Genomic DNA, 21,467 nt, shown 5'->3' with positions numbered 1-21,467 from the left:
CCTTGGCCTGATCACGCGGTAAGCGCTTCGGACGTGGGCGCATGATGCGCGTGTCCGTCGACGAGACAATGTTTATGCTCGACGTGATATTCAAATTCGTCCCAGAAGTGCTTCAGCATGCCGCGCACCGGCATGGCCGCCGCGTCGCCGAGTGCACAAATGGTGCGGCCCATGATGTTTTCGGCGACCGAGTTCAGCAGATCCAGGTCTTCCTTGCGCCCGAGTCCGTGTTCGATCCGATGGACCACGCGATACAGCCAGCCCGTACCTTCACGACAAGGCGTGCACTGACCGCACGACTCTTCGTAATAGAAGTACGAAAGACGCAGCAACGAGCGCACCATGCAGCGCGTTTCGTTCATCACGATCACGGCGCCCGAACCCAGCATGGAGCCGGCTTTCGCGATCGCGTCGTAGTCCATATCGGTCTTCAACATGATGTCGCCCGGAATCACCGGTGCCGACGATCCACCCGGGATCACCGCTTTCACCGACTTGCCGCGCACACCACCGGCCAACTCGAGCAAAGTCTCGAACGACGTGCCCAGCGGCACTTCGAAGTTGCCCGGACGATTGACGTCGCCGGCCACCGAGAAGATCTTCGTGCCGCCGTTGTTCGGCTTGCCGATCTCGAGATATTTTTGCGGGCCGATAGCCAGCAAAAACGGCACGGCCGCGAACGTTTCGGTATTGTTGATCGTGGTCGGCTTGCCATACACGCCGAAGCTCGCCGGGAACGGCGGCTTGAAGCGCGGCTGGCCTTTCTTGCCTTCCAGCGACTCGAGCAACGCAGTTTCTTCGCCGCAGATATACGCGCCGTAACCATGATGCGCATGCAGTTCGAACGAGAAGCCCGAACCCAGGATGTTCGCACCGAGGTATCCGGCCGCACGCGCTTCTTCAAGCGCCTGTTCGAAGATCCGATAGACCTCGAAAATCTCGCCGTGAATATAGTTGTAGCCGACCGTGATGCCCATGGCATACGCGCCGATGGCCATGCCTTCGATCAGCGAATGCGGATTCCAGCGCAGGATGTCGCGGTCCTTGAACGTGCCCGGTTCGCCTTCGTCCGAATTGCAGACGAGGTACTTCTGCCCCGGGAACTGGCGCGGCATGAAGCTCCACTTGAGGCCGGTCGGGAAACCCGCACCGCCGCGGCCACGCAAGCCTGACGCCTTGACGTCGGCAATGACCTGCTCTTGCGGAATTTTTTCTTCGAGAATGCGGCGCAGCTGGGCATAACCGCCGCGCGCCACATAGTCTTCGAGGTGCCAGTTGTCGCCGTTGAGACCGGCGAGAATCAGGGGCTGGATGTGGCGATCGTGAAGAGACGTCATTTCGATAGTTCCTCGAGGAGCGTGTCGATCCGCTCGCGACTCATGAAACTGCACATACGGTGATTGTTCACGAGCAACACGGGTGCATCGCCGCACGCGCCGAAACATTCGCCTTCTTTCAAGGTGAATTTGCCGTCGGCGGTGGTTTCGCCAAAGTCGATGCCAAGCTTTTGCTTCAGGTATTCAGCAGCGCTTTCCGAGCCGCCGTCGGGCCCGAGTTGGCACGGCAGGTTCGTACAGAGCGTGATCTTGTGTTTGCCGACCGGCGCGGTCTCGTACATGGTGTAGAACGTCGCCACTTCCTGCACGGCCACGGCGGGCATGCTGAGGTAATCGGCGACGAACTGCATCAGTTCCGGCGACAGCCAGCCGTGCTCTTCCTGAGCGACGGTCAACGCCGACATCACCGCGGACTGTTTCTGGTCCACGGGATATTTCGCGATCGCGCGATCGATTTCTTTCAGGCCTTCAGCTGAGATCATTTCAGACACGACTCTTTCAGTTCCTACCGAACGAAAACCCGCCGCGCCCTTCTTTTGCGGCAGACCTGGCGTCCTGCTGTTGTTGGTTCGCCGGCATGCTCAGCGCTTTCGCGTGTGCTTGCCGGCGTGATGCGGCGCAGTTGGCTCGCGACTGCATGTCAGCGATCAATCTCACCGAACACGATGTCCTGCGTGCCGATGATCGTCACCGCGTCCGCAATCATGTGACCGCGAGCCATTTCGTCGAGTGAAGCAAGATGCGCATAACCCGGAGCACGAATCTTCAGGCGATACGGCTTGTTCGCGCCGTCCGAGATCAGATAGATGCCGAACTCGCCCTTCGGATGCTCGACCGCCGCGTACGTCTCGCCTTCGGGAACGTGAAAACCTTCCGTGAAGAGTTTGAAGTGATGAATCAACTCTTCCATGTTGGTCTTCATGCCCACGCGCGAAGGCGGCGCAATTTTGTGATTGTCGACCATCACCGGGCCTGGATTCTTACGAAGCCAGTCAATACATTGTTTCGCGATGCGGGTGGACTGACGCATTTCTTCCACGCGCACGAGATAACGGTCGTAGCAGTCGCCGTTCACGCCAACCGGAATATCAAAGTCCAGTTGGTCATAGACTTCATACGGCTGCTTCTTGCGCAAATCCCATTCAATGCCCGAGCCGCGCAGCATCGCACCGGTCATGCCGAGTTGCAACGCGCGCTCTGGACTGACCACGCCGATACCCACCAGCCGCTGCTTCCAGATACGGTTATCGGTCAGCAGCGTCTCGTACTCATCGACACATTTAGGAAAGCGGTTAAAGAAATCTTCGATGAAATCGAGCAACGAACCCTGGCGTGTTTCGTTCATCCGCGACAACGCCTTCGCATTGCGGATTTTCGACGCTTTGTATTGCGGCATTGCGTCAGGCAGATCGCGATACACGCCGCCCGGACGGTAATACGCCGCGTGCATACGCGCGCCGGAGACCGCTTCGTACACGTCCATCAGGTCTTCGCGTTCGCGGAATGCATACAAAAATACCGCCATGGCGCCGACGTCGAGCGCGTGCGAGCCAATCCACATCAGGTGGTTCAGCACACGCGTGATTTCGTCGAACAGCACGCGGATATATTTCGCGCGAATCGGGATGTCGATGCCAAGCAGCTTCTCGATCGCCATCACGTAGCCGTGCTCGTTGACCATCATCGACACGTAGTCGAGACGGTCCATGTACGGCACGGACTGAATGAAAGTCTTCGATTCCGCGAGCTTTTCGGTCGCGCGGTGCAGCAGCCCGATATGGGGGTCGGCGCGCTGAATCACTTCGCCGTCCAGTTCCAGCACGAGGCGCAGCACACCGTGCGCGGCCGGGTGTTGCGGACCAAAATTGAGCGTGTAGTTCTTGATCTCTGCCATGGCGTTCTCTTAGTGTTTCAGACCGCCATAGCGGTCCTCGCGGATCACGCGCGGCGTGATTTCGCGCGGCTCGATCGTCACTGGCTGGTACACGACGCGCTTCTCTTCCGGGTCGTAACGCATTTCGACATAACCCGACACCGGGAAGTCCTTGCGGAACGGATGGCCGATAAAACCGTAGTCGGTGAGAATGCGACGCAGGTCCGGGTGGCCTTCGAAGACGATACCGAACAGGTCGAATGCTTCCCGCTCGTACCAGTTCGCCGACGACCAGACGTCGACAGCCGACGGGACGATAGGCACTTCGTCGTCCGGTGCGAACACGCGCACGCGCACGCGCCAGTTGTTCGCGATCGAAAGGAGATGGAGGACGGCCGCGAAACGCGGGCCTTCGTAGGCGCCGTCGCCGTACGTGGAGTAGTCCACGCCGCACAGGTCGACGAGTTGCTCGAAGCCGAGCGAACGGTCGTCGCGCAGCTTGAGTATCACGTCGGCGTAGTTCGCTGCCTTGACGACAATGGTCAGTTGCCCGAGCGACTCGGTGGTGCTTTGCAGGCGGTCGCCGAACGCCGCCTCGAGGTTCGCTTTCAGGGTCTCGAGTTTGCTTGCCATATTGGGGAGGCTCTGGCCTTGGTGACGCTTAATGGGACTTCAGGGACTTCAACAACGCTGACTGCCGTGCCTATGTGTGCTGTGAGTGCGCCATGAATGATCGGCGCACTTGCTGACGACAATTACTGGCGAGCGATGGTGCTGGTGCGGCGAATTTTCGCCTGCAACTGAATCACGCCATACACCAACGCTTCAGCCGTCGGCGGGCACCCGGGCACGTAGACATCGACCGGAACGATGCGGTCGCATCCGCGCACAACCGAATACGAATAGTGGTAGTAACCACCGCCGTTGGCGCACGAACCCATGGAGATGACCCAGCGCGGCTCGGCCATCTGGTCGTAGACCTTGCGCAATGCCGGCGCCATCTTGTTGCATAGCGTGCCGGCGACGATCATCACGTCCGACTGCCGCGGACTCGGACGAAACACGACGCCGAAACGGTCCAGATCGTAGCGAGCAGCGCCCGCATGCATCATCTCGACCGCACAACACGCCAAGCCGAACGTCATGGGCCACAGCGAACCCGTGCGCGTCCAGTTGATCAGCTTGTCAGCCGTGGTGGTGACAAACCCTTCCTTCAAGACCCCTTCAATACTCATTTGCCTTCACTCCAGATGAGCAGCCAGCCATAGCCGCCCAGCAATCCGGTGATCTTCAACCCGCCCGATACTCTCTTACTCCCAGTCCAGCCCACCCTTTCTCCAGATGTAGGCAAAACCAAGCAGAAACTCGAGCAGAAAAACCATCATTGACAAGAAACCGGGCCAGCCGATGTCGCGCAGGGCAACGCCCCACGGAAACAGGAACGCGGTTTCGAGGTCGAAAATAATGAACAGAATAGCGACGAGATAGTAGCGCACATCGAACTTCATACGCGCGTCTTCGAATGCTTCGAAGCCGCACTCGTAAGGTGCGTTCTTTGCGGTGTCAGGCTTATTGGGACCGAGGATCTTACCGATGCTAACCAGCGCGATACCCAAACCGGTGCCTACGACGAGGAACAGAAAGACGGGATAATAGGCTGAGAGATTCACGACTATCCTCAAATCGGTTTGATCTGGTGTGCCGGCTGGGACGACCGCCCAACCGATTTTCAACTAAAGCCGAGAAACTTGCACAGAAGAACTTGAGCAAATCTACTCGCCAGAAGTGACAATGCCAGCCGAAGCAATGCATGCGGCTGGCATTGGATAACTTTTGGTGCCGACGGCGAGACTCGAACTCGCACAGCTTTCGCCACTACCCCCTCAAGATAGCGTGTCTACCAATTTCACCACGTCGGCACTGTCTTGCAATCCGGTAAAACAACTTCTTATTGCCGGAAATCGCTTCAAGAACAAAATTATAACCGGGTTAACCAGTTTGTTCAACGCACAAAAAGCGATCCAGGCGAAAAATTATTTCGGAACGTCAGAGCCCGGACCCGACGATGCAACCGGCGCGGAAGCAGGTGCCGAACCAGCGGCGGCAACCGCCGGATGGGCTGCGGGCGCAGTCACTGCAGCCCCGCCCAGCAAGCCTGCGGAGGCGGCCGGCTTGTAGCTGCCCAGGTATGTCAGCGTCAGTGTCGAGATAAAAAACACGGCGGCAAGCACGGCCGTTGTACGCGACAGGAAGTTGGCCGATCCGGTCGCCCCGAACAGGCTTCCCGACGCCCCGCTACCGAAGGCCGCGCCCATATCGGCGCCCTTACCGTGCTGCAACAATACCAGCCCAATAACACCAAACGCCGACAACAACTGGACGACGATAATCAAAGTCTTTAAATACAACATTCCGTTCACCCGACTCTTTAATGTTCACGTGACACTGATGCGCCACGCTTTTAATGCTTACATTTTCGAAAGCTTAAACTCGGCGATTAAACCGAAACGTTTTGTGCCGCCTGACAAATCGCAAGAAAATCGTTCGACTTCAGCGATGCGCCGCCAATCAATCCGCCGTCGATGTCCTGTTGAGCGAATAACTCTTCCGCGTTCTCCGGCTTGACACTGCCGCCGTACAACACCGGCACGTCCGCTACTGCCGCGCCCTTGCCTGCCAATTGCGCACGCAGAAATGCGTGAACCTGTTGCGCCTGCGCCGTCGTCGCGCTTTTACCCGTGCCGATCGCCCAGACCGGCTCGTACGCCACGACAATCTTCGCCGCCTGCGCTTCGCTCAGCACCAGCAACACCGCTTCCAGTTGCGTGCCGACCACTTGTTCTGTCAAACCGTTGTCACGCTGCTCCAGCGTTTCACCCACACACACGATAGGCGTCAACCCGGCTTCCAGCGCTCGCTGCGCCTTCACCGCGACCAGGTCCGAATGCTCGCCATGATAGGCGCGCCGCTCCGAATGACCGACGATCGCGAATGTTGCATCAAAATCCGCCGCCATGCCTGCCGCGACCTCGCCGGTATAAGCACCCTGCGTGTGGGCCGAGACGTCCTGGGCGCCCCAGGCGACCACCGATCCGCCCAACAGCGCCTGGGCCTGCGCAAGATACGGCGCGGGCACGCAAACCGCTGTGCGCACGCCCTTCTGCAATGTCGCGGCGCCGGCGGCCACTGCCTGCATCAAGACGGCGTTTTCAGCCAGACGGCCGTGCATCTTCCAGTTACCGACCACCAGCTTTGCGCGTTTGGCTTGTTCTTTCGGCATTTGTCTCGTCGTAGCAGCGAGGCTGCCGATCATTGATATAGAAAAATGGAACTTTCGGACGCAACGCGCCAGCACAACATGCGATTTTACTGTGCCCGGCGGAAATCGGTCAAACACGCGGTCAAACACGCGGTCAAACAACGCGGTCAAACAACGAAACCTGATCCGCCGCTCATTTCAGCTAGGGGACCCGGAATCAGGCGACCTGGCTCCAGTCCAGCATGATCTTGCCGATGTGCGTACTGCTCTCCATCAACGCATGAGCGGCGGCGGCCTGATCGGCGGGGAAAACCTGGTGAATGACAGGCTTGATCCGTCCCGCTTCGATTTCCGGCCACACCTGGGTCTTCAATTGCACCGCGACCCTGCCCTTGAACGCGACCGAGCGCGGCCGCAACGTGGAGCCGGTGATTACCAGACGGCGGCGCAGCACTTCGTTGAGATTAATCTCGGCCTTCGAGCCACCCAGCGTTGCGATGACCACCACCCGGCCACCGTCGGCCAGCGCCTTCAGCTCGCGCGGAAGATAGTCACCGGCGACCATGTCGAGAATCACATCCACACCACGATCGTTCGTCAGCGACTTCACGACATCGACGAAATCTTCCGTGTTGTAGTTGATTGCGCGTTCCGCGCCTAGTTCTTCGCACGCCTGACACTTCTCGTCATTGCCTGCAGTCACGAACACGCGATGCCCCAGCGCCTTCGCAATCTGGATAGCCGTCACACCGATACCGCTCGACCCGCCCTGGATCAGCAGCGTTTCTTCGGCGCCGTTCTCGCCCTTGCCCAGATGCGCACGTTCGAACACGTTACTCCAGACCGTAAAGAACGTTTCCGGCAGCGATGCCGCCTCGATGTCCGTCAACCCCTTCGGCACCGGCAGGCATTGATCGAGCGGCGCGCACGCGTATTCGGCGTAACCGCCGCCCGCGAGCAGGGCGCACACGCGGTCCCCTGCTTTCAAACCGAACGGATTGTGCTTCGGGTCAAAGTCACCGCGCACGATCTCACCCGCCACTTCCAGTCCTGGCAGATCCGATGCACCCGGCGGCGGCGCATAACCGCCCTTGCGCTGGAACACGTCCGGACGATTCACGCCCGACGCCGTGACCTTGATCAGCACTTCGCCGGTCTTCGGCTCGGGCATGGGACGTTCGCCCAGCTTCAATACGTCAGGCGCGCCGAACTCGGTGATTTCGATGGCTTTCATCTGCTTGTTCCCTTCAAGTCACAATCGCGTCACACCGATGCATAACCCCATGGCATTGCGGGCTCATTCAGCCGAAATCACTCAGCCGAAACCCGCAATAACATCAGATCACATTCGAACCATCACACACACCATCACATTCGAAAACGGCCGACGCGCAAACTTCACGCGCCGGCCTTCCGAACTTACCGCATTACTGCTGCGTCGGCTGGATCGGTTCGATAGGCGCGCCGCCTTCGTTCAACAAAGCCTTCGCCGACAAACGCACGCGACCCTTTTCGTCTGTCTGAATGACCTTGACCTTCACGATCTGGCCTTCCTTCAGGTAGTCGTTGATGTCCTTGATGCGCTCGTTCACGATTTCCGAGATGTGCAGCAGACCATCCTTACCCGGAAGAATATTCACGATAGCGCCGAAGTCCAGCAATTTGAGTACCGGGCCTTCGTAGACCTGACCCACTTCCACTTCAGCCGTGATGTTTTCGATACGCTTCTTCGCTTCCGCCATGCCTTCGCTGCTCGTGCTGGCGATGGTCACCACGCCGTCATCGGAGATATCGATGGTCGTGTTGGTTTCTTCGGTCAACGCACGGATCACCGAACCGCCCTTGCCGATCACGTCGCGGATCTTCTCCGGATTGATCTTCATGGTGATCATGCGCGGCGCGTAGTCCGACAGGTTCGTGTTCGTACCCGGAACCGCGGTCGTCATCTTGCCGAGGATATGCATGCGGCCTTCCTTAGCCTGCGCGAGCGCGACCTGCATGATTTCCTTCGTGATGCCCTGGATCTTGATGTCCATCTGCAGTGCAGTCACGCCTTGCGCCGTGCCCGCCACCTTGAAGTCCATGTCGCCGAGGTGATCTTCGTCGCCCAGGATGTCGGTCAAGACTGCAAACTTGTTGCCTTCCAGGATCAGGCCCATCGCGATACCCGCGACGTGTGCCTTCATTGGAACACCGGCGTCCATGAGTGCGAGACAGCCGCCGCAGACCGAAGCCATCGACGAAGAACCGTTCGATTCCGTGATTTCCGATACAACGCGGATGGAGTAGCCGAATTCGTCGGCGCTCGGCAGCACAGCGACCAACGCGCGCTTGGCCAGACGGCCGTGACCGATTTCACGGCGCTTCGGCGAACCGACGCGACCCGTTTCGCCGGTCGCGAACGGAGGCATGTTGTAGTGAAGCATGAAGCGTTCGCGATACTCGCCTTCGAGCGCGTCGATGTTCTGTTCGTCGCCCTTCGTGCCCAGCGTCGCGATCACGAGCGCTTGCGTTTCGCCGCGCGTGAAAAGAGCCGAGCCGTGCGTACGCGGCAGCACGCCGGTACGGATTTCGATCGGACGGACGGTGCGGGTGTCGCGGCCGTCAATACGCGGTTCGCCGTTCAGGATCTGCGTACGGACGATCTTCGCTTCGATATCGAACAGCACGTTGCCGATGGTCGCCTTGTCAGCCGGCGTCTGGCCCGCTGCCACTGCGTCTTCGTTCAGCTTGGCGGTCGTTGCTGCGTACACTTCCTTCAGCTTCGCGGTGCGAGCCGATTTGTCGCGGATCTGATACACGGCGTTCAGGTCGGCTTGCGCCAATTCCGCCACGCGTGCAATCAGCGGCTCGTTCTTCGGTGCCGGCGCCCAGTCCCATTCCGGCTTGCCGCCTTCGGCAACCAGCTCGTGGATCGCGTCGATAGCAACCTGCATCTGGTCGTGACCGAACACCACGGCGCCAAGCATGACTTCTTCAGTCAGTTGCTGCGCTTCCGATTCCACCATCAACACCGCGCGTTCCGTACCGGCGACGATCAAATCGAGCGCCGATTCCTTCATTTGCGGACGGGTCGGGTTCAGCACGTATTCGTTGTTGATATAGGCCACGCGTGCTGCACCTACCGGGCCGTTGAACGGCAGGCCGGAGATAGCCAGCGCTGCCGACGCGCCGATCAGCGCGGGGATGTCAGCAGGCACGTCGGGGTTCAACGACAGCACATGGATTACTACCTGCACTTCGTTATAGAAGCCTTCCGGAAACAGCGGGCGCAGCGGACGGTCGATCAGGCGCGAGATCAGCGTTTCGCCTTCTGACGGACGGCCTTCGCGACGGAAGAAACCACCCGGGATCTTGCCGGCTGCGTAGGTCTTTTCCAGATAGTCGACGGTCAACGGGAAGAAATCCTGACCCGGCTTTGCCGTCTTCGCGCCGACAACCGTCGCGAGCACCACGGTATCTTCTATATCAACGATGACTGCACCGCCTGCCTGGCGCGCGATTTCACCAGTTTCCAGGCGAACGTTGTGTTGTCCCCACTTGAATTCCTTGACGATCTTTTTAAACATATTCACTCCTTCTTCGTTATGCCTCGCGTGTTTCCCAACGTGTTGTCGCGGATTCCGGAGCATCCGAAATCCGTGCACACGGCAAAAAAACTACGAAGCCAAGCGATGACCGGAACCGCGCAAAAAGAGGGGTGTATGTCATTCCAACGCAACACGACACGCGATGCGCATGACGCGCTGGAATGACACAAAGCTCTGCCGCGAGGCCCGGTCCTGTAGTCGAATCGGCTGCCGATCCGGGGTTGGCTCTAATCCAAGCCTTCGATATTTCCCGCTACTTTCACTTCTGCGTCCATGACTCACGCGCCGTTCAAAAACAAAATGCCTGTATCAGCAGACTGACACAGGCATTTCGTTGTGAACGCTGGCCGCTTACTTACGCAGGCCCAGCTTCTCGATCAGCGAGCGATAACGATCAGCGTCTTTGCCCTTGAGGTAATCGAGCAGCTTACGACGGCGGCTCACCATGCGCAGCAGACCGCGGCGGCTGTGGTGATCCTTCGTGTGAGCCTTGAAGTGAACGGTCAGTTCGTTGATACGGGTGGTCAGCAGTGCAACTTGCACTTCTGGCGATCCGGTATCGTTAGCGGCGCGCGCATATTCTGCGACAACGTCGGACTTCTTTGCATGAGCAACTGCTGCTACGGTAGACATTTGATTTTCCTTTGAAACGGACAGGCGGTCACGGAAGAAGGGCCGTGCCGTGGGTTTTCTACAGCTTTCCTCAGTCGATTTTCAGCCTATACCTAACTGATAACTCGACTTCGGACTTCCTTGCCGGGAGGATTCGAGGAACGTTTTTAGCGGGCTTTCAACCCACAATTCCACTAACCATGAGTACGGCAAGTCGCGGATTATAGCACAGCAACTTTGGCCGTCGAATGGTTCCAGGCGCCGGCCGACATTGCGCAATAGGCCTCGGCTTGAGTTGGCCGCATTTACGGCGCCGGGCGCTTCATCTGGCACGTGGTCGGCATGGCGGTCTGCGCCGCCGGGATCTTCAGCAGCGTTCGAAAGCCGAAGCCGGAGCCTTCGTTGTCAAAATGCACGTCGGGCGAGCCCGCTTTATCCATTTCCATCACGTAAAGGGGCTGGATCAGTTGATGATCGGCGGCGCGCATTTCTGTCGTCTGGAAACCCTTGTCCAGCTTTATGCCTTCCAGCGCCCGGGCAACCGCGGTCGGGTCGGCGCTATGTGCTTTCTCCATGGCTTGCGCAAGCATCTCGATCATCAGCGGCATGCGCAGGAAAAGGTAATCGTCCGCGGCGGCCGGGAAACGGGCGCGGAACGCTTCGTAATAAGCGTCCGATGCCGCGCCGCCTGCGTTCGGATGCCAGTCGGCCACCGCCACCACGTGTTTTACGCCGGCGTCGCCCAGCGCGGCGGGCGCGCCCAGGCTGTTGCCGTAGAACGTATAGAAATGCGTGTCGAGCCCTTGTTCGCGGGCGGCTTTGACAAGCAGCGTCAGGTCGTTGCCCCAGTTGCCGGTGATCACCGCATCGGCGCCGCTTGCGCGGATCTTGGCGATGTACGGCGCGAAGTCCTTCACGCGGCCGGCGGGGATGAATTCATCGGCGACAATGGCGATGTCCGGACGGCGCTCCTTCAGCGCACGCTGGGCTTCAAGGCTGACATCGTGGCCAAAGCTGTAGTCCTGGTTGAACAAATAGACTTTCTTTACCGATTGATCGTGCTGGATCACATCGGCGAGCGCATTCATGCGCATGCCGGCGTGGGCATCGAAGCGGAAATGCCAGAAGCTGCAATCCGCGTTGGTGAGTGCGGGGTCATCGGCGGAATAGTTGAGGAACACCACGCGATGCTCCGGATCGCGGGCATTTTGTTTATTGATCGCGTCGATGAGCGCCGCCGCCACCGCCGAACTATTGCCCTGCATGACAAAGCCAATATTCTGGTCGATAGCCGCACGCAACTGGACCAGGCTGGCTTCGCTGCTGCCCTTGCCATCGAGGACCACGAGTTGCAGCGGGTGTTTGCCATCGGGCAAAGTAACACCGCCGTTCGCGTTCACGCGCTCCACGCCAAAACGCAGATTGCGTTCGACGGCTGCGCCCGCGTTGGCGAACGGACCGGACATGCCTTCGATCATCGCGATGCGGATGGGGGACAAACTGGGAACTTGGCTCGCGGCGAACGTGGGAGCGGCGAACACACCGCCAACGCATGAAGCCACCAGCAACGAACCACCCAGGTGCTTACCGGCGCCCGATGCGCGACCGAGCAACCTGAACCACCCTGCCGGTAGGACCCAATTACTTGCCCTGATAGAAACCGCGCGCAACAAGCGAAGGCCGAGACCCATATAGTCCATTACAGTCCATCCATGGATAAATGACAGCGAAGCGAATCGCGGATCATAGGGCGTTCGGCACGCTGCATGCAACCGCCGGGAAAATCCGAACGTAGATGGAATAGCCACCCGAGCCTGCGCGTTTCCTATACAAGCACCGGCCAAGCGCAAGCACTTGCCAGCAAAAGCACGCCGCGCTAACCGCGATCAAAACCACCCACTCAGCCTGCATGTCAAAATAACCAATGCCGCGCAAATCAGTAGAAAAACCCACGCCCGATCGTGGATACCGCGTGGATACGAATACGAAGGAGGCTTCAATGTTGAGCAAGGCAATACGAAAACCCGCGGCGGCAATGGCACTCGCCCTTCTGCTCACGGCGTGCGCACAGCCATGGCAGAACTACCAGGCGGGCGCGGATTCGTCCACGATCACGGCGAAGCTGGGGCCGCCGAGGGAGGTCTATGACCTGCCGGACGGCGGCCGCCGCCTGATGTGGCCGACGCAACCGCTGGGCGAGACGACCACGGCGGCGGATATCGATGCATCGGGAAAGATCGTGAGCGTGCGTCAGGTCCTCGATGAAAACGAGTTCTACAAAGCGCAGATCGGCACGTGGACGCGTAAGGACGTGCTGCTCAACTTCGGTCGTCCGGTGGAGACGTCCTACTTCCCGTTGATGAAACGCGAGGTCTGGACGTACCGGTACATGGAGGCAAACGTCTGGTACATGATGTACAGCTTTTACTTCGATGACCAAGGGACGCTGCGCCTGACGCAAAAAACGCCTGACCCGCTGCACGATCCCGATCAACGGAATTTCTTCTGATTTCGGTGGAAGCACTGAAGAAATCTTTTGTCGACGAAAAAAAATGCCGCCCTGAAAAGCGGCATTTTTTATGCCTAGACGACTGAAACCCTTTCATGGAAATTAATTCGTAAGGTAACGTCGCGACGCAGCTATGACGCCGGAAACCCGTTTCCAGCGATAATTTGACCGTTGCAGCGTTGTGCCTTTTACGCTTTTGGAGCTGATACCCATGAATCGACCCAAACGCATGCTGGTTGAAAACGTCGGCTGGGCGGCTGAGGTTGCCGCCAGCGACCCGGATTTCTTCGAAACCCTGGCTCAGGGCCAAAGTCCGACCGTCCTGTGGCTTGGATGCTCGGACAGCCGCGTGCCGGCCGAAACCATCACGCACTCGAAGCCCGGTGATTTATTCGTCCATCGCAACATCGCGAACCTCTTTTCACCGGACGATGACAACACCATGAGCGTCCTCGAATACGCGGTGAACGTTTTAAAAGTGGACGACGTCATTGTGTGCGGACATTACGGCTGCGGGGGCGTGCGAGCGTCGTTGCTGCCCTTGTCCGACGCCCTGCCGCATGTCAACCGTCGCATTGCCCCGCTGTGCGCGCTGGCACATACGCACAGCAGCGAACTCGACGCGTTGGGCACGATGGATTCGCGCATCGACCGGCTGGCCGAACTGAGCGTGCTCGAACAAGTGAAGGCGCTGCGTGACACGTCCATCGTGCGCGATGCCGAGCGTCCACCGCGCGTTCACGGCTGGATCTTCGGCCTGCACGACGGCCGCATCAAGGTGCTTTCATCCGGAGATGCCGCCGAGACCGCAGTCGATTCCGAAGGACAGGCCGCCGGCTCTTCGAATGCAGCGTCGAAAGCGGCATGAGCGGTATCGGCCGCAGAACCCGCGACTGCACTTGGTGGCGCCCAGCGTGATCGAAACCATCGGCCACTAGGATGGCGCTTTTCAAACGGTCTCCTGTTAATTAAGCTGCAATGAAAAACGGCCCTCGCTTGTGGCGAGAGCCGTTTTTAACCGATGAAGCGCCGGATACGCGCTTCGCTCAATCGAATCAAACTGAGGAAAGCTGCGGATTCAACTTTTCAACCTTCGAATGCAGCTTGTTCAACGCCGCGATATACGCCTTCGCCGATGCCGCCACAATGTCCGGGTCCGTGCCCACGCCGTTCACAATCCGGCCGCTCTTCGACAAACGCACGGTCACTTCGCCCTGAGCCTGCGTGCCGGTGGTAATGGCGTTCACCGAATACAACACGAGTTCGGCGCCACTCGTCACCTTCGATTCGATCGCGTGAAGCGTGGCATCGACCGGGCCATTGCCACGCGATTCACCCTGCACTTCGATACCATCGACGGCAAACACCACGCGTGCATGCGGCTGCTCGCCCGTTTCCGAGTGCTGCGCCAGCGACACGAAGCGGAACGTTTCTTTAGCCTGCATTTCAGCGGATTCTTCGGAGACGATCGCCATGATGTCTTCGTCGAAGATCTCGGATTTACGATCGGCGAGTTCCTTGAAGCGCACGAACGCGGCGTTCACATCCGTTTCCGATTCCAGCGTCACGCCGAGATCTTCCAGCCGCTGCTTGAACGCGTTACGACCCGACAACTTGCCGAGCACGATCTTGTTAGTCGCCCAGCCCACGTCTTCAGCGCGCATGATTTCGTAGGTATCGCGCGCTTTCAACACGCCATCCTGGTGAATCCCGGAAGCATGCGCAAACGCATTCGCGCCGACCACGGCCTTGTTCGGCTGCACGACAAAACCAGTGATCTGCGAGACGAGCTTCGAGGTCGGCACAATATGCGTTGTATCGATACCGAGTTCGAGCCCGTAGTAATCCTTGCGCGTTTTCATCGCCATCACGACTTCTTCAAGCGCGGTGTTGCCTGCGCGCTCGCCCAAGCCGTTGATCGTGCATTCGATCTGACGCGCCCCGCCGATATGCACACCGGCCAGCGAATTCGCGACCGCCATGCCGAGGTCATCGTGGCAATGCACGGACCAAACCGCCTTGTCCGAATTCGGCACGCGTTCGCGGATGGTCTTGATCAGGTTGCCGTAGCCTTCCGGCACGGCGTAGCCGACGGTATCTGGAATATTGATGATGGTTGCGCCTTCATCAATCACCGCTTCTAGCACGCGGCACAGGAAATCGAGGTCGGAACGGCTGCCGTCTTCCGGCGAAAATTCAACGTCATCCGTGAACTTGCGCGCGAAACGCGTGGCGAGACGCGCCTGTTCGTAGACTTGATCCGCGCTCATGCGCAACTTCTTTTCCATATGCAGCGCTGACGTCGCGATGAACGTATGGATGCGGAAATGACCGGCGGGCTTCAGGGCGTCCGCGGCGCGCTGGATGTCTTTATCGTTGGCACGGGCGAGTGAGCAAATCGTGCTGTCCTTGATCAGGCCGGCAATGGTGTGGATTGCATCGAAATCGCCGTTCGAGCTGGCAGCGAAGCCCGCTTCGATCACATCGACCTTCATCCGTTCGAGCGCTTTCGCGATCCGGATCTTCTCTTCCTTCGTCATCGACGCGCCGGGGGATTGCTCGCCATCGCGCAAGGTCGTATCGAAAATGATCAGTTTGTCTGCCATGTCGGGCTCCAGTGGGGAGTTTTAGTGTTTTGAAAACGGTGGGGAAAAACAATACGGAATCCGGGTGTTCGCGCCACCGCTGGCGTCGAAAACCACGAACGAGCAGACGGAAGGCGGGAAGCTTAGCGCGGTAGGCGCGCTAGTAGCGGTAGCGCGCGTAGCGGCGCACCAGCTAGAAAAGACGAGAGGGGATGGGCGAAAAAAATCATTTGCAGACTATAGCGAGATTTTTGAGAGCGTGCAATTGGGCTTTCCGATCGCACCGATTGACGTGACCCGCAAGGCTTTGGACAAAGAGGCGCCCAAAAGCAAAAAGCGCGCACCGGCGTCAGACCGATGCGCGCTGTACCCTCAATGCGCTTTTTCAGACGATCTGGCCGGATTCGGCCGGCCGCGGATGGCCATGTACCCCCACCATGCGTAACCGGAAAAGCCGTACAAGACGAACAAACCGAACAACATCAAAGGCGGATCCGACGATACCAGCACAAACGCCACCACCACCAGCAACACGCCGGCGAACGGGACGCGGAACCGTACATCGAGCGCCTTGCCGCTGTAAAACGGCGCGTTTGACACCATCGTGACACCCGCATAGATAGTCAGCGCAAACGCCACCCACGGCAGCCAGACCAGCTTCAGCGGCACACGGTTATCGGTGGCGAGCCACACGAAACCCGCGATCAATGCCGCCGCTGCCGGGCTCGGCAGGCCCTGGAAATAACGTTTATCGACTACGCCTACGTTTGTATTGAAGCGCGCGAGACGCAATGCCGCGCCCGAGCAATAGACAAACGCCGCGAGCCAGCCCCAGCGGCCCAGGTCCTTCAGGATCCATTCGTACATCACCAGCGCGGGCGCCACGCCGAACGAGACCATGTCGGAGAGGCTGTCGAACTGTTCGCCGAACGCGCTTTGCGTGTGCGTCATGCGCGCCACCCGGCCATCCATGCCATCCAGCACCATGGCCACGAAGATCGCGATGGCCGCGATCTCGAAGCGTACGTTCATGGCCTGAACGACCGCGAAAAAGCCGCAAAACAACGCGGCCGTGGTGAATGCGTTGGGCAGCAGGTAAATGCCGCGTTTCCTCAAAAACTGTTGCCGCTTCGCACGCCGTGTTTCCAGCACGCCCAGGTCCTGCGCCGACTTGTTGCGGCGAAACGCCCGCGGGGGTGTTGTCGTGCTTCGCGTTCGGCGCGGTTTGAGTGCCGCCATCGAGTCCTCCGTTGTGCAGCCTGGTTTTACCGCTTATTCACGCCAATTACTCTGCGAACTCGGCAAGGATGGTAGACGACGCCGACACTTTCTCGCCGATCGCCACCCGCGGACGGCTGCCCACCGGCAAATACACATCCACCCGCGACCCGAAGCGGATAAAGCCATAACGCTGGCCACGATTAAGCGGCTCCCCCACGTGGACGTAGCACAAAATGCGCCGCGCAATCAGCCCGGCGATCTGCACGGAAGTCACCGTGTGCCCTGCCGCCGTCTCGATCACGATCGCATTGCGTTCGTTCTCGGTCGAGGCTTTGTCGACTGCGGCGTTGAGAAACGAACCCGGAAAGTACTGCACCTTGCTAATGGCGCCATCGACTGGCGATCGTTGCGAGTGGACATTGAACACGTTCATGAACACGCTGATCTTCAGCGCTTCGCGGCCCGCATAAGGGTCGTGCGCGGTTTCCACAGCGACGATACGGCCGTCGGCGGGACACAACACGGCGTTTGCCTGAACCGGAATCGGCCGGGCGGGGTCACGGAAAAACTGGACGACGAAGATCGTCAACAGCCAGAACGGCCAGGCAAAAGCAAAGCCGCCGATGGCCTGGATCAACACGGCAATGACAGCCGCAATGGCAATAAACGGCCAGCCTTCACGCGCGATGATCGGATGTGGATAGTTCATGAACGAGTTCTATATTTTTAGTAAAACCGTAGGATAGCAAAAGCCGTCCGGCGCCAAGCGACACCGGACGGCTTGCGGTCTTCACTAGGACCGGCGCACAAGGCCGGTCGTTCAGCTTTTTTAGTTCTACGGCTGCTTAGTTCTTCGACTGATCAACGAGCTTGTTTGCCGCGATCCACGGCATCATTGCGCGCAGCTTGGCGCCGACCGTTTCGATCTGGTGCTCAGCGGTCAAGCGGCGGCGCGATTGCAGCGTCGGTGCGCCAGCCTTGTTTTCGATGATGAAGCTCTTTGCGTACTCGCCGGTCTGGATGTCCGTCAGCACTTGCTTCATTGCCTTCTTCGTTTCCGACGTCACGATCTTCGGACCCGTCACATATTCGCCGTATTCGGCGTTGTTCGAGATCGAGTAGTTCATGTTGGCGATGCCGCCTTCATAGATCAGGTCGACGATCAGCTTCAGTTCGTGCAGGCATTCAAAGTACGCCATTTCCGGCGCGTAACCTGCTTCCACCAGCGTTTCGAAGCCGGCCTTGATCAGGTCGACCGTACCGCCGCACAGCACAGCTTGCTCGCCGAACAAGTCGGTTTCCGTTTCTTCGCGGAAGTTCGTTTCGATAATACCGGCACGGCCGCCGCCGTTAGCTGCTGCATACGACAAAGCGACGTCGCGTGCTGCGCCCGACTTGTCTTGCGCCACGGCGATCAGGTGGGGAACGCCGCCGCCTTGGGAGTACGTGCTGCGAACCGTGTGGCCCGGCGCCTTCGGGGCAATCATGATCACGTCGAGGTCGGCACGCGGAATAACCTGGCCGTAATGCACGTTGAAGCCGTGCGCGAATGCCAGGGCAGCGCCTTCCTTGGCGTTGTCATGCACTTCGTTCTTGTAGACTTCGGCGATCTGCTCGTCCGGCAGCAGCATCATGACCACGTCCGCGCCCTTCACGGCTTCAGCGACTTCCTTGACCTTCAGGCCGGCCTTCTCAGCCTTGCTCCACGATGCGCCGTTCTTGCGCAGACCGACCGTCACGTTCACGCCGCTTTCTTTCAGGTTCAGCGCGTGTGCATGGCCTTGCGAGCCATAACCGATGATCGTGACTTGCTTGCCCTTGATGAGGGAGAGGTCGGCGTCTTTGTCGTAGAAAACTTTCATGGTGGTTCCTTTGCTTGAATATGATTTGTGAAATTGGGTGCTAAATAACGTGCGCTTTGTTCAGCCGCTCTCAGACTTTCAGGATTCGCTCGCCCCGGCCAATGCCGGAACTTCCTGTGCGCACGGTCTCGAGAATCGCCGTGGCGTCCAGCCCCTGAATAAACGCGTCGAGCTTCTCGCTCGCGCCCGTCAGTTCCATCGTGTAGCTTTTTTCGGTGACGTCGATAATGCGGCCGCGGAAGATATCCGCCATCCGTTTCATCTCTTCCCGTTCCTTACCGACCGCTCTCACCTTGATCAGCATCAGCTCGCGCTCGATGTGGGCGCCCTCTGTCAGGTCGACCACTTTCACCACCTCGATAAGGCGGTTCAAGTGCTTTGTGATCTGTTCGATCACGTCATCCGAGCCAATGGAAACGATGGTCAGCCGCGACAGCGAACTGTCTTCGGTCGGCGCCACCGTCAAGGTTTCAATGTTGTAGCCACGCGCGGAAAAGAGCCCGACGACACGCGATAACGCGCCCGGTTCGTTTTCCAGCAGCACGGAAATAATGTGTCTCATGATAGTTGCGTTCCTGATTTATCCAGTGAATAAGCGTGTTCCCGCGCGTATTCCATCAAACCCGCGCGTCACGATCGTCTTTTGTGAAGACGGGCGCGCGCGCGCCGCGCTTGGGAAAACAGCCGTTATAGATCTTCCGATCCGAGCAGCATTTCCGTGATGCCCTTGCCTGCCTGGACCATCGGAAATACGTTTTCGGTGGGATCTGTCTGGAAGTCGAGGAACACCGTGCGATCCTTCAGGCGCAGTGCTTCTTTCAACGCCGGTTCGACATCGCGCGTGTGCTCGATACGCATGCCCACGTGACCATAAGCCTCAGCCAGCTTCACGAAGTCAGGCAGCGCGTCCATGTACGAACTGGAGTAGCGCTTCTTGTATTCGATCTGCTGCCACTGGCGAACCATGCCGAGATAGCGGTTGTTCAGCGAGATGATCTTGACCGGCGTGTTGTACTGCTTGCACGTCGACAATTCCTGGATGCACATCTGGATTGAGCCTTCGCCCGTAATGCACAACACCTCGTCGTTCGGATGCGCCATCTTCACGCCCATGGCCGCCGGCAGGCCGAAGCCCATGGTGCCGAGACCACCCGAATTGATCCATCGACGCGGCTTGTTGAAGCGGTAGAACTGCGCCGCCCACATTTGATGCTGGCCAACGTCAGAACAGACGAATGCTTCACCGTCGGTCAGTTCCCACGCCTTTTCGACCACGTACTGCGGCTTGATGATCTCGCTTGCGCGGTCGAACTTGAGGCAGTCCTTCGAACGCCATGCCTCGATGTCCTTCCACCAGTCGGCCAAAGCCGCGGTGTCCGGACCATGATCGGCCGTCTGCAACTGTTCGATCAGTTCCTTCAGCACTTCCTTCACGTCACCGACGATAGGAATATCGACTTTCACGCGCTTGGAAATGGACGACGGATCAATGTCGATGTGAATGATCTTCTTCGCATGCGACGCGAAATGTTCAGGATCACCGATCACGCGGTCATCGAAACGCGCGCCGATCGCGATCAGCACGTCGCAGTGCTGCATGGCCATGTTGGCTTCGTACGTGCCGTGCATACCGAGCATGCCGAGGAATTTCTTGTTGTCCGCGCGATAGCCGCCCAGGCCCATCAGCGTATTCGTCACCGGATAACCGAGAAGGTCGGCGAACTGGTTCAGTTCACGCGCCGCATTCGCCAGGATGATGCCGCCGCCCGTGTAAATGTACGGACGCTTCGCCGACAGCAACAGCTGCACGGCCTTGCGGATCTGGCCCGAATGGCCTTTGGTCACGGGATTGTACGAACGCAGCGAGACGGACTTGATCGGTTCGTACTTGCACGGTGTCTTCGACACGTCTTTCGGAATGTCGATCAGCACCGGGCCGGGACGTCCCGTTCTGGCGATAAAAAACGCTTTCTTGACGGTCGCAGCGAGTTCGCGCACGTCTTTGACGAGGAAGTTGTGTTTGACGCAGGGACGCGTGATGCCAACCGTGTCACATTCCTGGAACGCATCCTGGCCGATTGCCGCGGTAGGAACCTGGCCGCTGATAATGACGAGCGGGATGGAATCCATGTAAGCGGTGGCAATGCCGGTCACCGCATTGGTGACGCCGGGGCCGGAGGTCACGAGGGCCACGCCGACATTACCCGTGGAGCGCGCGTAGGCATCGGCGGCATGAACCGCAGCCTGTTCGTGGCGCACGAGGATGTGCTGGATCTCGTCCTGCTTGTACAACTCGTCGTAGATATAGAGTACCGAGCCGCCGGGATAGCCCCAAATAAACTCGACTTTTTCGTCAGCGAGCGCGCGCATGAGCACGGTGCCGCCAATGGATTCAGCTTCGAGGGGGGGAGTCGTATCCGACGTGGAGAATTCCGCGCTGGGCATATTCATACATTCACCTTTCGAATTTTCGGCAAAAAATTGATTGGGTGCTCTCTGCCGGGCTTATGGCTCGGGTTCAAGCGGCGCGTCTAAATGGGAAGCGGGCTTCTTGGGCTCGCCTCAAAGAGACAGTTCACTTTATGATGCGAGTCGGAAACGATAGCCCGAGGCCATAAA

General features: G+C 58.8%; 20 protein-coding genes and 1 tRNA gene. 2 read left to right on the top strand and 19 right to left on the bottom strand.

Annotated features, from left to right (window positions below; genetic code table 11):
• Window positions 1-11: 11 nt before the first annotated feature.
• The 13 genes from nuoF to FH08_RS0123255 all read right to left on the bottom strand — a co-directional run bounded on the left by nuoF (window position 12) and on the right by FH08_RS0123255 (window position 12,371).
• Window positions 12-1,337, bottom strand: a complete 1,326-nt coding sequence (gene nuoF / locus FH08_RS0123315) for an NADH-quinone oxidoreductase subunit NuoF (protein WP_031360672.1) — start codon at window positions 1,335-1,337, stop codon at window positions 12-14.
• Complete coding sequence (gene nuoE / locus FH08_RS0123310) at window positions 1,334-1,819, bottom strand: NADH-quinone oxidoreductase subunit NuoE (protein WP_031360671.1); 486 nt, start codon at window positions 1,817-1,819, stop codon at window positions 1,334-1,336. Before nuoE ends, nuoF begins: the two co-directional genes overlap by 4 nt.
• 158 nt (window positions 1,820-1,977) lie before the next feature.
• Window positions 1,978-3,231 (bottom strand): NADH-quinone oxidoreductase subunit D, encoded by a 1,254-nt coding sequence (locus tag FH08_RS0123305; protein ID WP_031360670.1) that lies wholly within the window; start codon window positions 3,229-3,231, stop codon window positions 1,978-1,980.
• A 9-nt stretch (window positions 3,232-3,240) separates the two neighbouring features.
• Window positions 3,241-3,843 carry an NADH-quinone oxidoreductase subunit C gene (locus FH08_RS0123300; RefSeq protein WP_031360669.1) on the bottom strand — a complete coding sequence of 201 codons (603 nt, stop codon included), beginning with the start codon at window positions 3,841-3,843 and terminating at the stop codon, window positions 3,241-3,243.
• Window positions 3,844-3,965: 122 nt separating this feature from the next.
• Window positions 3,966-4,445 (bottom strand): NuoB/complex I 20 kDa subunit family protein, encoded by a 480-nt coding sequence (locus FH08_RS0123295; RefSeq protein WP_027819582.1) that lies wholly within the window; start codon window positions 4,443-4,445, stop codon window positions 3,966-3,968.
• 75 nt (window positions 4,446-4,520) lie between these two features.
• Window positions 4,521-4,880 (bottom strand): NADH-quinone oxidoreductase subunit A, encoded by a 360-nt coding sequence (locus tag FH08_RS0123290; protein WP_031360668.1) that lies wholly within the window; start codon window positions 4,878-4,880, stop codon window positions 4,521-4,523.
• A gap of 164 nt (window positions 4,881-5,044) precedes the next feature.
• Window positions 5,045-5,129, bottom strand: a tRNA-Leu gene (locus tag FH08_RS0123285).
• Window positions 5,130-5,243: 114 nt separating this feature from the next.
• A complete protein-coding gene (gene secG, locus FH08_RS0123280) occupies window positions 5,244-5,621 on the bottom strand; it encodes a preprotein translocase subunit SecG (protein ID WP_031360667.1) in 378 nt (125 codons plus the stop codon).
• 86 nt (window positions 5,622-5,707) lie between these two features.
• Window positions 5,708-6,490, bottom strand: a complete 783-nt coding sequence (tpiA, locus tag FH08_RS0123275) for a triose-phosphate isomerase (RefSeq protein ID WP_031360666.1) — start codon at window positions 6,488-6,490, stop codon at window positions 5,708-5,710.
• 196 nt (window positions 6,491-6,686) lie between these two features.
• A complete protein-coding gene (locus FH08_RS0123270; protein WP_031360665.1) occupies window positions 6,687-7,703 on the bottom strand; it encodes an NAD(P)H-quinone oxidoreductase in 1,017 nt (338 codons plus the stop codon).
• A 193-nt stretch (window positions 7,704-7,896) separates the two neighbouring features.
• Entirely contained in the window at window positions 7,897-10,044 is a 2,148-nt protein-coding gene (gene pnp, locus FH08_RS0123265; protein ID WP_031360664.1) for a polyribonucleotide nucleotidyltransferase, read from the bottom strand.
• Between the two features lie 366 nt (window positions 10,045-10,410).
• Window positions 10,411-10,692 carry a 30S ribosomal protein S15 gene (gene rpsO / locus FH08_RS0123260; RefSeq protein WP_031360663.1) on the bottom strand — a complete coding sequence of 94 codons (282 nt, stop codon included), beginning with the start codon at window positions 10,690-10,692 and terminating at the stop codon, window positions 10,411-10,413.
• 284 nt (window positions 10,693-10,976) lie between these two features.
• On the bottom strand, window positions 10,977-12,371 hold the full coding sequence (locus tag FH08_RS0123255; RefSeq protein ID WP_235210473.1) for a branched-chain amino acid ABC transporter substrate-binding protein: 1,395 nt from the start codon (window positions 12,369-12,371) through the stop codon (window positions 10,977-10,979).
• A 299-nt stretch (window positions 12,372-12,670) separates the two neighbouring features.
• Here FH08_RS0123255 and FH08_RS0123250 point away from each other — a divergent pair, with 299 nt between their 5' ends.
• Window positions 12,671-13,180, top strand: coding sequence for a hypothetical protein (locus FH08_RS0123250; protein ID WP_031360661.1), 510 nt, complete (start codon window positions 12,671-12,673; stop codon window positions 13,178-13,180).
• A 211-nt stretch (window positions 13,181-13,391) separates the two neighbouring features.
• Window positions 13,392-14,048 (top strand): carbonic anhydrase, encoded by a 657-nt coding sequence (locus tag FH08_RS0123245; RefSeq protein WP_031360660.1) that lies wholly within the window; start codon window positions 13,392-13,394, stop codon window positions 14,046-14,048.
• Between the two features lie 187 nt (window positions 14,049-14,235).
• Here the strand turns inward: FH08_RS0123245 and FH08_RS0123240 are convergent, their stop codons facing one another.
• From FH08_RS0123240 to FH08_RS0123215, 6 genes are all read right to left on the bottom strand, one after another.
• Complete coding sequence (locus FH08_RS0123240) at window positions 14,236-15,786, bottom strand: 2-isopropylmalate synthase (protein WP_031360659.1); 1,551 nt, start codon at window positions 15,784-15,786, stop codon at window positions 14,236-14,238.
• 351 nt (window positions 15,787-16,137) lie between these two features.
• Window positions 16,138-17,004: a CDP-diacylglycerol--serine O-phosphatidyltransferase gene (pssA, locus tag FH08_RS0123235; protein WP_031360658.1), complete on the bottom strand. Its 867-nt coding sequence runs from the start codon at window positions 17,002-17,004 to the stop codon at window positions 16,138-16,140.
• 46 nt (window positions 17,005-17,050) lie between these two features.
• Window positions 17,051-17,695 (bottom strand): phosphatidylserine decarboxylase, encoded by a 645-nt coding sequence (locus FH08_RS0123230; RefSeq protein WP_031360657.1) that lies wholly within the window; start codon window positions 17,693-17,695, stop codon window positions 17,051-17,053.
• Window positions 17,696-17,831: 136 nt separating this feature from the next.
• Window positions 17,832-18,848, bottom strand: coding sequence for a ketol-acid reductoisomerase (gene ilvC / locus FH08_RS0123225; protein WP_031360656.1), 1,017 nt, complete (start codon window positions 18,846-18,848; stop codon window positions 17,832-17,834).
• Window positions 18,849-18,918: 70 nt separating this feature from the next.
• On the bottom strand, window positions 18,919-19,410 hold the full coding sequence (ilvN, locus tag FH08_RS0123220; protein ID WP_031360655.1) for an acetolactate synthase small subunit: 492 nt from the start codon (window positions 19,408-19,410) through the stop codon (window positions 18,919-18,921).
• A gap of 125 nt (window positions 19,411-19,535) precedes the next feature.
• A complete protein-coding gene (locus tag FH08_RS0123215) occupies window positions 19,536-21,299 on the bottom strand; it encodes an acetolactate synthase 3 catalytic subunit (RefSeq protein WP_031360654.1) in 1,764 nt (587 codons plus the stop codon).
• Between the last annotated feature and the right edge of the window lie 168 nt (window positions 21,300-21,467).

The organism is Caballeronia sordidicola, from assembly GCF_000729995.1.
In the GTDB taxonomy this organism is placed as follows: Bacteria; Pseudomonadota; Gammaproteobacteria; order Burkholderiales; family Burkholderiaceae; genus Caballeronia; species Caballeronia sordidicola_A.
The sequence above is the reverse complement of the archived record's forward strand: the minus strand, read 5'-3'. Positions and strand labels throughout refer to the sequence as shown.